At 48.9% G+C, this 14,011-nt stretch carries 6 protein-coding genes and 1 pseudogene; 3 read left to right on the top strand and 4 right to left on the bottom strand.

Annotated elements, in window-relative coordinates:
• Positions 1-636: 636 nt before the first annotated feature.
• Both tet(W) and DWZ54_RS03220 read left to right on the top strand, forming a co-directional pair.
• Positions 637-2,556, top strand: coding sequence for a tetracycline resistance ribosomal protection protein Tet(W) (gene tet(W), locus DWZ54_RS03215; protein ID WP_002586627.1), 1,920 nt, complete (start codon positions 637-639; stop codon positions 2,554-2,556).
• A 50-nt stretch (positions 2,557-2,606) separates the two neighbouring features.
• A pseudogene (locus tag DWZ54_RS03220) lies at positions 2,607-2,753 on the top strand (class I SAM-dependent methyltransferase); the annotation flags it as partial.
• Between the two features lie 234 nt (positions 2,754-2,987).
• Here DWZ54_RS03220 and DWZ54_RS03225 read toward each other — a convergent pair.
• Genes DWZ54_RS03225 through DWZ54_RS03240 form a run of 4 tightly spaced genes read right to left on the bottom strand, consistent with a single transcriptional unit; the run spans position 2,988 to position 10,983 of the window.
• The gene (locus DWZ54_RS03225; protein ID WP_118474483.1) at positions 2,988-4,346 is read right to left on the bottom strand and encodes an ISL3 family transposase; all 1,359 of its coding nucleotides are present in this window, start codon (positions 4,344-4,346) and stop codon (positions 2,988-2,990) included.
• Positions 4,347-7,679, bottom strand: coding sequence for a type I restriction endonuclease (locus DWZ54_RS03230; protein WP_118474484.1), 3,333 nt, complete (start codon positions 7,677-7,679; stop codon positions 4,347-4,349).
• A complete protein-coding gene (locus DWZ54_RS03235) occupies positions 7,679-8,947 on the bottom strand; it encodes a restriction endonuclease subunit S (RefSeq protein WP_118474485.1) in 1,269 nt (422 codons plus the stop codon). Before DWZ54_RS03235 ends, DWZ54_RS03230 begins: the two co-directional genes overlap by 1 nt.
• Positions 8,944-10,983, bottom strand: a complete 2,040-nt coding sequence (locus DWZ54_RS03240; protein ID WP_118474486.1) for a class I SAM-dependent DNA methyltransferase — start codon at positions 10,981-10,983, stop codon at positions 8,944-8,946. The genes DWZ54_RS03235 and DWZ54_RS03240 overlap by 4 nt, the downstream gene beginning before the upstream one ends.
• A 519-nt stretch (positions 10,984-11,502) precedes the next feature.
• Here DWZ54_RS03240 and DWZ54_RS03245 point away from each other — a divergent pair.
• Positions 11,503-13,995 carry a class I SAM-dependent DNA methyltransferase gene (locus tag DWZ54_RS03245; protein ID WP_118474487.1) on the top strand — a complete coding sequence of 831 codons (2,493 nt, stop codon included), beginning with the start codon at positions 11,503-11,505 and terminating at the stop codon, positions 13,993-13,995.
• Positions 13,996-14,011 lie beyond the last annotated feature (16 nt).

Below are 14,011 nucleotides of genomic sequence, written 5' to 3' on the forward strand. Positions count from 1 at the left end.
CGCCCGACACTCAGTGGCGTTTTTCGCCCGGCGCTAACAACTATTCCGAACCAAAGACCAAAAGATAAGCATTGTGGGAAAATCTAAACTTTTGGATTTTCCTACAATGCCAACTACGGCGGAATCCCTCCCACTCCTTATATCTTTCTGTATACATTGAATTTGTATTTAGTAAAATGCAGACAACACCACGGATCGGCTTTTGGTTGGACAATTCCAACCAAACACCACAGCAGACAGCAGAAAACATTCTGAACGCTAGGAAGCCGGTATGATTGTTACATATAAGGGGAAGAAAAATTTCTTTTAGGTACTTGCTTTCCTAAAACTGATGTGATACAATGATTTAGTCCAGAAAAGGAGTAAAAAATATGCGGCAAGGTATTCTTAAATAAAACTATAATCAAATAGTGGGAACAAAGGATTATGATAGCTCCTTTTGTAGGGGCTTAGTTTTTTGTACCCAATTTAAGAATACTTTTGCCTTATCAATTTTGACATATCCCCAAAAACAGCAATCACAAACAGGTGTATGCTGTATATGTGTATGTCCGCAACTTATAATCCCCAGTGGTAAAAGTATTTTACTGCTGGGGATTTTTATGCCCTTTGGGGCTGTAAAGGGAGGACAATCACATGAAAATAATCAATATTGGAATTCTTGCCCATGTAGACGCTGGAAAGACGACCTTGACGGAGAGCCTGCTATATGCCAGCGGAGCCATTTCAGAACCGGGGAGCGTCGAAAAAGGGACAACGAGGACGGACACCATGTTTTTGGAGCGGCAGCGTGGGATTACCATTCAAGCGGCAGTCACTTCCTTCCAGTGGCACAGATGTAAAGTTAACATTGTGGATACGCCCGGCCACATGGATTTTTTGGCGGAGGTGTACCGCTCTTTGGCTGTTTTAGATGGGGCCATCTTGGTGATCTCCGCTAAAGATGGCGTGCAGGCCCAGACCCGTATTCTGTTCCATGCCCTGCGGAAAATGAACATTCCCACCGTTATCTTTATCAACAAGATCGACCAGGCTGGCGTTGATTTGCAGAGCGTGGTTCAGTCTGTTCGGGATAAGCTCTCCGCCGATATTATCATCAAGCAGACGGTGTCGCTGTCCCCGGAAATAGTCCTGGAGGAAAATACCGACATAGAAGCATGGGATGCGGTCATCGAAAATAACGATGAATTATTGGAAAAGTATATCGCAGGAGAACCAATCAGCCGGGAAAAACTTGCGCGGGAGGAACAGCAGCGGGTTCAAGACGCCTCCCTGTTCCCAGTCTATCATGGCAGCGCCAAAAATGGCCTTGGCATTCAACCGTTGATGGATGCGGTGACAGGGCTGTTCCAACCGATTGGGGAACAGGGGGGCGCCGCCCTATGCGGCAGCGTTTTCAAGGTTGAGTACACCGATTGCGGCCAGCGGCGTGTCTATCTACGGTTATACAGCGGAACGCTGCGCCTGCGGGATACGGTGGCCCTGGCCGGGAGAGAAAAGCTGAAAATCACAGAGATGCGTATTCCATCCAAAGGGGAAATTGTTCGGACAGACACCGCTTATCAGGGTGAAATTGTTATCCTTCCCAGCGACAGCGTGAGGTTAAACGATGTATTAGGGGACCAAACCCGGCTCCCTCGTAAAAGGTGGCGCGAGGACCCCCTCCCCATGCTGCGGACGACGATTGCGCCGAAAACGGCAGCGCAAAGAGAACGGCTGCTGGACGCTCTTACGCAACTTGCGGATACTGACCCGCTTTTGCGTTGCGAAGTGGATTCCATCACCCATGAGATCATTCTTTCTTTTTTGGGCCGGGTGCAGTTGGAGGTTGTTTCCGCTTTGCTGTCGGAAAAATACAAGCTTGAAACAGTGGTAAAGGAACCCTCCGTCATTTATATGGAGCGGCCGCTCAAAGCAGCCAGCCACACCATCCATATCGAGGTGCCGCCCAACCCGTTTTGGGCATCCATAGGACTGTCTGTTACACCACTCTCGCTTGGCTCCGGTGTACAATACGAGAGCCGGGTTTCGCTGGGATACTTGAACCAGAGTTTTCAAAACGCTGTCAGGGATGGTATCCGTTACGGGCTGGAGCAGGGCTTGTTCGGCTGGAACGTAACGGACTGTAAGATTTGCTTTGAATACGGGCTTTATTACAGTCCGGTCAGCACGCCGGCGGACTTCCGCTCATTGGCCCCGATTGTATTGGAACAGGCATTGAAGGAATCGGGGACGCAGCTGCTGGAACCTTATCTCTCCTTCATCCTCTATGCGCCCCAGGAATACCTTTCCAGGGCTTATCATGATGCACCGAAATACTGTGCCACCATCGAAACGGCCCAGGTAAAAAAGGATGAAGTTGTCTTTACTGGCGAGATTCCCGCCCGCTGTATACAGGCATACCGTACTGATCTGGCCTTTTACACCAACGGGCGGAGCGTATGCCTTACAGAGCTGAAAGGATATCAGGCCGCTGTCGGTCAGCCGGTCATCCAGCCCCGCCGTCCAAACAGCCGCCTGGACAAGGTGCGCCATATGTTTCAGAAGGTAATGTAAAGATACATAATCGTCAAGACGGCAACAATCAGAAGTTATGGAGGGTAACAATGGAATATAGTAAGGAAGATTTAATGGAAGCAAAAAAGCAAATTTGGGGAGTGGGAGAGAACATGGGAACAGAGGAAAGTAAAAAAATCTGGGAGGAGAACGCACAATTTTGGGATAATGCAATGGGTGACGAATCTAATGAATTTCGGGTAAGTGAATTTAGAGGTTGAAAATCATATGTATGACCCCTGTCTAGGAATTGTTTGGATGAAAAATTTGGTTGAAAGTCATAGAACTACCAAAACATCTGAATGAAATATTTGGTTGAAAACGGTATTCAGCCACGGATATTTTGGTCGCAAAATTTGGTTGAAAATACGCACACAAAAAGAGCTACCTGCTATAAAGCAAGTAGCTCTTTTTGTGTGTCTGATATTCAGTTACTCGAAGATTTCTCCGGTATCGGGGTCGAGGCCAACCTCGTCCGATTCATCGTTCTCATCTGTGCCCTCAAAGTAGAATACAGGACCATCCTTCGGAATCTCAGGGCCTATCATAGCAAGGTTACCTTCAAGGATTCTCTGTAGGTTTGCCTTGCGATATAAGGTTCTTCCACGAAGTATATCGAAGGAATAGCCACGACCTCGGGTGTTATTCTCACGGATAAGTCTGTTCGTACACTCTGTGAAACCGTTGGAAATGGCTATCGGACAATCCCATGCATTGAATATCTGATCGTAGAAGTTATGGACCGTAGAAGCCAGATCACGGAACTTGCTGTATATTTCATCTTCCGGTATAGACTTTTCCCATTTGGCGAATGCCGCTTCGGCATTGTCGCGGGATTCCCTGTTGTCATCATAGATGCGGAAGAAATCCTCTTTCAGATCGAAGGCAACAGCTAGTGGATGCAGCTTCCTGTCCTCCCGGCACATTCGGATTGCTTCTGCCTCGCCCGGTTCCAGATCCCTTGTTCTTGTCTTCAACGTGTAGGCCAACCCTCGTTTCGTTTTGATTCGGTCCTTCTTGGACATATTGCCCTGTATCTGCCGTCTGACGGCGTCTACCGCCTCGTTCGCCTTCATGACCACATGAAAATGATCAATCGCCCATCTGGCGTTCGGCATGGCGTCACCGATGGTCTTCTGGAACGGTCGGTACATATCGGAGCAGATCCACAGAATCTTATCCCGGTCCCGCAGATTCATGAAGTATTCTGTCAGCGTCTTCTGGTTTCTCCCCTGTAGCATATCAAACAAGGTCCGATGTTCTAGATCGGTAATGACGGTTAGTTCTCCCAACCGTTTCACCTTGATCTCGTCAATGCCGATAAATGCTGGCGTCTTGAACTGTAGCATACTTTCGTGGAACTTCAGGAAGTCAACAAAGATATTCTTGACGGTATTTCCAGAAAGCGAGTAATCCTCCCCGATATACTTGAATGCGTCACGCAGGGATCTTTGAGCAATAGCCGCGAACGCACGGGACGTGAGGCTTCTTTGTTCATCAATGCCCTTAATCGTAGGCATCCAGATGCTCCGGCATTCTCGGCAGCGGATTCGTGGAACCGTCACATCCCATTTGACCGGGATTTCTGCAGGAACATCCGTCAGACGAATCGTTCTTCTGCCGTGCTTATAGACCTTTCCCCCGCATTTAGGGCATCTTTCGGGCAGTTCTCCATCGTACTCGAATTCAAAGACCTTGTATCGTTCTTTTGTTTTATCATCCGTCCAATAGGAGGTCTTACTGAAGCTACAGTCTGAAATACCGAATATCTTCTCAATTTCTTCGTGCATTTAGTTCCCCTTTTTCTGACGGAGCAGGCCCATCAAATCCAGCATATCAATTCGCTTATTCTTGTCTACGAGGTCGTAGATAACGTCAGCAAGCGGTCTCCATGCCTGCGGATCGTTAAGAATCTTATCCGCAAGGACTGCGAAATCGTTATTCTTCAGAGAAGCCGCAGCAAGGCGGATAATGGACTCCAGACGACCATCTGCAATAATTGCCTGCTTGGAGTTCGTAGAGTTCTGAATTTGCATACGGCTTACATCATCAGCGGTCACATAATCGGCAATCGCATTGATGGTCCTTGCACCAGTTTCAGGCGGAACATTCTCTCCCCATACCTCGTTGATTTTCGCAACGATGGCTTTCAGAGACTCCTTCTTGGAACTATGCCCCTTGCCGCTTGCACGCATCGGCTTCAGCTTGGTATCATCATCACTGCCTTCGCCTGTATCAATAGCATGGATACGGAAATCCGACAGCACAAGGCTGGATACATCAATCTCTTCCAGGGGAGTACCGGAAATCTTGTGAGACAGCAGTTTTGCAAATCCCGCAAAGACTTCAAGGTTCGGCTCTCCGAGGTTTACAATCTGAGAGATGTAGTTGTAGGCAGAAACATACTTTTTCAGCTTCTTCCGGAAATCCATCAGCGTATCAAGTTGTTCGGAGATGTTCCGCAGCTCCGCATCAGCCTTCTTAATCGTCTCTGTATCATTCTCGGATACTGCCTTATCACGCACGTTATGCCATGTAAGGAAGGCTGTCTGCTGTGCCTTCATCGCATCGTTCCATCTTGCCGCAGGCTCTACAACGGTCTTATAGAGCTTCTGGCGAGCAGAATCCTTGCTCTCAATGTCGGCAACGGACTGATAGCGAACCTTCTTGTAATTCTCGAACTCGGCTTCTGTATAGATATCAGCAGCATCCAGTTTCTTCTTGATCTCATAGATGATATCGAGGTTCTGGGCAGACTCCATTTCAGCCCCGTTGTCATACTTCGTAAACGCCCGCGTGACGGCCTCCGGGTCGTTTACGAAGTCAATGATATAGACGTGATCCTTGCCGGAATAGGTCCTGTTCAGGCGAGAATACGTCTGCACAATCTCGATATCGTTAGCGATCTTCTTGTCAATGTACATGGCGCAGAGTTTCGGCTGGTTGAATCCAGTCTGGAACTTATTCGCTACGATGAGAAGCCGGTTCCGCGGCCGGTCAAAGGCGTTCTCGACAGACTCGTACCCAAGGTCGTTCATATTCTCCTCGGTGTAGTCATAGTCCGTCTTGATGGCTGCAAACGGATTGTCCTTGAGGTACTGGTCCTCCTTCATGACCGCCTGTGAGCCCTTTACCTTGCCGGAGAAGGCTACCAGCGGCTCTCCCGGAACCTTGAATTGGAGCCGTTCCGTAATCTTGTCGCGGTCATACTCGGGATGAGCACGGAGATACCCATCAATAGCATACTTATAGCGGACAACGGAAGGACGGCTAGATGTAACAATCATCGCCTTTGCCTGTCCGTTCAGCATAGCCGCCACGTTTTTGACGAAGTGCTCAATGATAAACTCCGCCTTCTCCATCACGTTTGTTGGATGCAGGGATTCCCACTGGGCGATTGTCCGAAGTGCCGCTCGCTCATCCACGAGCTTGTCCTTAACCACCTCTTCATTCAGCTTGTAAGCAGTCTTGTAGGGCATATATCCCTTCAGAACATCGAGAATATACCCTTCCTCAATAGCCTGTCGCATCGGGTACAGATGAAAGGACTCCGGCAGCGGGTTGCCGGTCTTCGGGTCTGTCCGGTTACCCGGTCTTCCGAACAACACCTTTGTCTCTGCCTTAGGCGTAGCGGTGAAGGCGAAGAAGGAAATATTGGTCGGCATTTCCCTTGCATCCTGCAATTGCTGGAAGTAAGCGTCGATAGCATCTTCATCAGTCACGCTATCAAGGTCGAGCTTCGTCTTATCCTTGTCAGCGGCCAGCTTCAGAGCGGCTTTCATCTTGCCTGCAAACGATCCGGTCTGTGCGGAATGCGCCTCATCGATTAGGACAGCGAATTTAGCGTCAATCAGGTCTTTATCCATGGCAATGGCATCCATGGCAAATGGGAAGGTCTGGAGCGTAACAACGACAATCTCACGCTTTTCATGCAGAGCTTTCGCAAGCTGCTTGGACTTTGCTCCGGAAGTCTTCTTTACGTCATCACCGCCGATCATCTCAATCAGTCCGACCGTCTTTTTCAGCTGTTTAATGGTCTTCTTGATGTTGGTATCAAGCCCCACACGGTCTGTCACAACGATAACGGAGGAGAATTCCCGTGTGCCGTCCGGGTTCATCAGACGAATCAATTCATGGGAGATCCATGTAATCGTCTCGGTCTTACCTGAGCCAGCGGAATGCTCGATAAGATACCGTTGTCCCGGTCCGTTCTCACGAACATCATCAATGCACTTTGTCACACAGTCCCACTGATGAAAGCGGGGGAAGATCTGCGTCTTTACATCGTGCAGACGGCCTGTTGCGTCTTCCTTCTTGGATACTTCCTCAAATACAAAATTATGGAAGATGCGAAGCCAGTTATCCTTGCGGCAGATATCATTCCAGAAATAGGAAGTCGGATAATCCGTATCGTCCTCCTGCATGGGTAGATTGCCCGCATGACCCTCATTTCCCTTATTAAATGGCAGAAAACGGGGCTTCTTGGATTCCAGATTCGTGCACATCCAAATCTCGTCTTCAGAAATGGCAAAATGCACGACAGCACCACGCTTATACATGAGGAGATAGTTCTTGCGGTTCGTACCGGGTTCAATCGGCTTCCGCTCGTTCTGATATTCCTCAATAGCATCCTGTACAGTCTGTGTCAGTTCGGTCTTTACCTCTGCGGTTCCGACAGGAATTCCGTTGATAAAGAAAACAAGGTCAAGAGACTTGTTTCCTGCGGTCTGATAATGGACTTGGTGCATGACGCGGAGAATGTTTTCGTCATAGAAAACCTTCTGCTTCGGAAGCCTCGGATCGTCTGGGAAGTGGCCGGAACAGGTGACAGTCTGAAGCCCCGCAGTCTGGAATCCGTCACGAAGAGTGAGGATGGTTCCGTCAATCTCCAGAGATTTCACGAGAGCCTTTTCAAGATTTGACTCCCAGTTCCCGCCGTACATCTTTTTAGCCTTTTCAACCTTGTCTGGTGCGGTCTTTGATAAATATTCAATAAAATCAGGGAAGTATAAAGCAGTGTTCGGATCGAAGTCTTTGTCCGTTCTGCTTTCCCTCCAACCCTGGGAGACCAGCTTATCAGCAATATGCTGCTCCAGGTTGATTTCCTTATGCAGGGTATCCATTATTCATAGTTCTCCTTTCTGCAGTCGATTTTGCCCGTGACGGCATTGTAAATCAGCGACTTCTTATATTCTTCCAGTTTGGCGATTAATTGATTATGCTTGTTTACAGCATTGTCTAAAATACTGTTTGTCTTGTCCAATACCTTAACGATATCGGCCTGCGTTTTGGCATCGGGAAAGGAGATAACGGCATTTTTTACCTTTTCAATATTGAGATTATTTACAACACTGCCATCTACAGATCGTGTAAACTGCTTCATTGCGATATCCGATTCAAGGTAATAGTAAAGATACTCGGGCAAAATGTTATTGAAATCGGAAAAGGCAAGCCAACCATCATGAATACAGCCATCAATATTTAAGACATATGGATGGCCAAAGCTCATGGAGTTTGTTAGAAGTAATGTTCCTTTTTTAACAAATCTTGTTTTATTTAGCCCCTTTCGCTTTATTTTCTGTTTAGTATGGTCAATATATCTTCCATTTCCAGTAGCATCACCAATTTTTATCCAATTAAAGCCATCTCCATCCGTGATATATTCATCGATAGGTCTTGGCGACCCGCCACGAACAACATTGACCACAAACTTGATACGGCTTTGAGTCCATCCATCCTGTGCTGTCACCGCCCGTGTAACCTCTGCTTGCCAATATTCTCCCAGCTTTTCGATGATAACCTTGTGCTTTGCAATGTTGTCATCGATGGCGGCGCACTTGCGGTCAAGAAAAGATACGATAGAACTCTGTATTTCAGAAGGAGGAAGGACAATGAAAGTCTGCTTCAGAGCCTTCTGAGAAATGCTAAACACTTTAACTTCCGTAAGATTCTTTCGAATCTGATATCGCCACGCATCTGTCGTAAAAAGGTAAGCCAGATACTTGTTATTGTGTTTCTCCTCTGTAGGGGTAAGTAATACCGTGTGGTACCCTGCATAAATCTTTTCGTCCGAATCAATAAATGCACAGTTACCTACACCATCCAGATCCTCTGATGTATCAGCGAAAATAAAGCCATTTCGTATAGCTATTGAGGAATTATTTCCATCACAGAATGCCTTTGGAGTATGGCGAATCAGTTCGTCATGGCAGTGAACCTTAGAATTCCATTTGGCGTGAATCTGACCATAACTGATCACATTCTCACCTTCTTCCGTTAAATCTGTTTTTTTGATAGAGAGTCCTTTTCCAAGGGAGAATTTTGATTTTAATGGCACTCGCTCCCAATGGGCTGGGAAGTCTTTGTCCCATCTTCTTGTATTATCCATCATTTCAGCAGTTCCTCTTCGAACGAACCAAGGCTCTTTTCTAGTTCGATGATTTCCTTAGCAATCTCTTCCGGCTTTCTAGGCTCTTCGTAGTGATAGAAATAGTTGTTAAAGGAAATACCTGTGCCGACAACACCAACCTTGCCGTCCTGTAGAGGGCCGGAATCCCGGACAGATTCATCAATCCATGTCTCCGGAGCATACGGAAGGACTTCCTTCTGCATATATGTGTCGAAATCCATGTCCCACGGAATGTTCTCTGTATCCTTCAGATCAGGGTCGGGAACGATATTCCCTTTCTTGTCTGTAACAATCGGGAACGACTTGTCTTTTACGCCAAACGTTTTCCGGATGGCCTTGGCAATCGTCGGAGCGCCAACCGGCTTATCCATGTCCTTACGGACGGCCTTGGCGAATGTATCCGCCCACCAGTAGTCCCGTTCGGTCCCGTTCTGAAGTTCCCTGATAACGGCACTTTTCAGCACTTGCTTATCGCTGTCTTTCAGTTTCGGAAGCACTTCCAAGAGACCGCTGACCTTGGCTGCGTCAAGTATGATCTTCTCATGGAGCGGTTGCTGCGTTGTCACCTGACGGAACATGAAGTCTGTATCCGATACAATAATGCTTTTTCCGTGGTCATGGCCGTCGATATAGGTTTCCACAATCCAACGGCGCTTATCTTCCGGGATGTCGTACCGCTTATTCCCGAGGGATTTCCGGCGAGACTCTTTCATATCTGACGCATCAATCAGCTGAATCTTGTGTTTCCGGCCTTCTGGCTTGTGGTTATTTAAGATCCAAAGGTAGGTGTTGATCCCCGTGCGGAAAAAGATCTCTGTCGGGAGCTTCACGATGCAATCAATCACGTCCTGTTCAAAGAGCCAGCGACGGATATTGGACGGACCGCTGCCCGCGTCGCCCGTGAAGAGCGGAGAAGCTGACAGGACAATGCCCGCCTTGCCGCCGCCTTCCGATACCGGGGCCATCTTGGACACGACATGCTGCAGAAACAGCATGGAGCCGTCGCTGATGGACGGAAGCCCGGCCCCAAAGCGTCCCTTAAACCCAAGCCTTGCTTCATCAAACACGGCGTCTTTCTCTTTTTCCCACTTTTTCCCATAAGGCGGATTGGAAAGCTGATAATTAAATGTATCATCCGGGAACTTGTCATCGGAAAGCGTATCTCCATAAGCGACATGCGCGGACAGGTCCTTCACGGAATCATATTCATCTTTGTCGCCGTTGTTGACATTGCGGAGCAGAAGGTTTGCCTTGCCAACAGCCCAGGATTCACCCTCGATTTCCTCGCCATACGGCACGATCACGGCCGGGGCGGTCATTTCTCTGTTTTTGTGCCACTCATCCAGAAGGTCGAGTGCGTCCGTAATGAATCCGCCAGTTCCCATGGTCGGATCATACAGTGTCCGGACAATGCCCTTGTCAGAGTTCATCAACTCTTCATCGTTGGCGAAGATCATACTGGTCGCCAGACGCACGACGTCTTTCGGCGTCATGAAGTCCTCGGCGTCCTCCGCAATGGACTCGCCGTAACGCTGAATCAGGTGCTCGTAGATGTTGGACATCTCTCGGTCGGACACAGCCTCCGGGGAAAGGTCGAAGGCCGCGAACTTCATGCAGGTCGTGTAGAGCATACCGTGTTCCTGAAGCGTCTTGCAGGTTTCCTCCATCTTGAACCGCTTCATGATTTCACGAGCATTCGGGCTGAATCCGTCGATATAAGACATCAGGGCCTCGTAGGTATCCGTAGCGCCCAGGTTGTTCAGACGGAAGTTTGTGACGTTGTAGAAAGGCTTTTTAGAATACGTACGATAGTTTTCGCTTTCCCGTCCCCATTCCTTCTCATGGTCTTCCAGAGCCTTGCAGACGGCGACCCTGGTTGGCTCCAAAGCACATTCCAGTCTGCGGAGGAGGGAGAATGGGAGCACCACACGGTTATAGTCTTTTCTCTGGATCACGTCCCTCAGATAATCGGCCACGTTCCAGATTTCTGCTTCGTAATTAAACCGTTCCTGTTCCATTAAGTGGTCTCCTTATCTTTTCAACCAGAATTTGAGAAATAACCTCATATTATGATGATACTATAACAAGAAAACTATTTCAACCAGATTTTGAGCAAAATATAGAGTTGTGATTTTCTATGTTTTCAACCAAACGGGATATTTTGCGACATAAGAAAAAGAACCTCATTCAACCAGAACCCCGATATTGGGAAATGGTCGGATAAGGCCCTTTTCAACCTCAAATTTCACTTACCCAAAAATTGTAGGGCTACTGTTCGATAAGGGGCGGATGAAGGCAGTTGAATCAATATCTTGTGTTGCTGGCAATAAGATATGGATATCTTGTATACTGATTCGTGACTGTAAGCCCGCTATCGGCATACGGTAATGCGCCTTGGTACATCTCATCTGCAACTCTGGCAGCAACAGATTCTCTCATGGTATCTTTGGTAGTTACGATCATGGAAACTTGAGCAGCTCAAGTTTCCATGATATACTGATACCAGAATATCTACTTTGAGAGGAAGTGGCTGACCGATGGCAAAGAAAGGTCCGGAGCACGAGCGTACACGCATCCCTACGCTGAAAGCACTGATTAAGGCTGGCTGGAACAGGAAGCAGATTATCTGCCCGTCAGCGGATTCCGCTGATACCGAATGGAGGGTTCCAAAAACTCCTTCCGAGGCGACGAAAAGGGAGATGGGACGTTCGTTCGATTACTTCCCGGTTGACATAGCTATCTTTGACAGCATAGAGCATGCCGGTGAGTATGACCACCTATTTGGTATTATCGAGTGCAAGAAACCTGATGTAGAAGCTGGCGTAACCCAGCTTGAGACATATATGGGGCTTGAGCCCAGATGCCGCTTCGGCTTCTGGACGAACAGCGAGGACACTGCCCTTGTTTATAAACTTGCTGACGGAACCTACGAGGTCGCAAAAGGGGCTTCCCTGCCGAAACCCAGCGACAACCTGCGCCGGGCTGGCAAGGAACCGCTGACATACAACGACCTGGACACTCCCAACGCCGCGCAGCTTTCCATGCTCTTCTTGCGCCTGCTGGACACGATAGCTGCCAGCGACTCGGTTGCGACACGCCCCGAGCAGCGTCTGAACGAGATTGCCAGCCTGCTCATCGTCAAACTTGAATCAGATAAGAGAGGCATCTCGCACAAGGACGAACCCCTGACGTTCCAGATACGGGAGACGGTAGAAGCAACAGCGGCCGCCATCAACGAGCTGTATCAGGACTACAAATCATTGCGACCGGAGCTGTTCCTCACTGATGATGCCGACGTTATCCGGCTGAACGACTGGACGATTCACTGGGCTGTTTCGGAGATGCAGGGGTTCAATTTCAACAAGTCTTCCCACACTGCATTTTCTAAAGCGTTCCAGATTTTCCGTACCGCCAATCTCAAAATCGGCGACGGACAGTATTTCACGCATCACAGGGTCATCGAGGCCGGTATCAGGATGCTCTGCATCGACGACAGGGACAAGGTCATCGACCCCGCCTGCGGGACAGGCGGATTCCTCTACAAGGCTTACGAGGCTACATCGAAGTGCTATGGCGACGATATGGGCAGCCAGCCCGAAGCCCGCACATGGGCGCATGACAGGTTGTTCGGAATAGACAGGGATTCCATAAACGTGAAGCTCACGAGGGCCCTCATGGTGGCTATCGGAGATGGCTCTGCCCATGTGTATATCGGTGACTCCATCCGCACAGCGAAATGGGATTCGGAATACCCTACCATGAAGCTGGAAGCCATGAACGAGGAAAGTTTCACGGTCGTAGTTACGAATCCGCCGTTCGGAAAGCAGCTACGCATATCAGCCAGTGATGCCAGGCTGGGCCAATACACGATATGCAGGCACACCCCTGGAGGTGACGACAGCGAGAACTACGCCAGCACCGAGATTGGCATCGTATTCGTCGAGCTCGCCTACCGCTTGCTGAAGAAGGGCGGGCGTCTCGGCATCGTCCTGCCTGAGACCTATTTCTTCTCGAAATCCTACACATGGTTCCGCAAGTGGCTCAAGGAGCGGTTCATCCTGCGAGGCGTGATGAACATCCCTATGGAGGCTTTTCAGGAGTTCTGCCGTGCCAAGACCAATTTCTATGTGTTGCAGAAGGTTGGCAAGCCTACTGTCTCCGTCCATGTTCCCAAGTGGTTCAGGAACGGCGAGTGCTGGGTCTCCTTCGCCCCTACTATCGGCATCAACAAAGATGGTTATGACCTGTACGTTGTAGACGAAGACGGTAATCGTGGCAAGGAAATCGATGACCGTGCATTGGCAGATGTAGTCTCCATGCTGGAGGGCAGAGATACTGACACCTCTGGGTTTGTCAAGATGGATGGAGCAGACTATCTTGGTGTTCCCCAGTATTGCAACCGTTCGACCGAGGCGACCATCCGACGCCTTGTCAGCCAGAAACTGCCTAGGTTCAAGCTGGAGCGAATCGGCACGCTCATCGAACAGGGCAAAGTCAATGTCCGCATAGGGCATGGCAGCCCATCAGCGGATGTCCGTAACGGTGGAATACCCTATATCAAGGTATCTGACCTTCGTGCAGGGCTTGTCAACGTCAACAGCACGAACCTCGTGCCGTATGGAGTGGCACAACGCATGTGGCATGGCGATACAAGCGGATTGCAGCCGTACTCCGTTATCACTCCCAGCCGTGCCAGTAGCAACATCGGCGAGCCTGTCATGCTCCTTCCCCAGCAGGTCGATGTCGTCATCACGAAGGAAGTCCTGATATTCACAGTAGGAGAAAAGGCCGACTTCGACAATTTCTATCTGATGTGGGCTTTGGATTTGCAGCCAGTGAAAGACGAGTGGAAGCGAATCATCTTCATGCAGACCAATAGGGAGGATGTTGGTGATAGATACAAGGACATCCTCATCCCTGTACCTGCCAATACAGAGGATGGCGTAGCTGTTTCTGAATCATATCGTTCGTACTATACGAAGCTGGCAGCACTGAAAGACTCCTTCAACCACGAGCGAGTAACCTTATAAGCACAATGATGAGCCC

This window comes from Mitsuokella sp. AF33-22 (assembly GCF_003475755.1).
Lineage (GTDB): Bacteria > Bacillota > Negativicutes > Selenomonadales > Selenomonadaceae > Mitsuokella.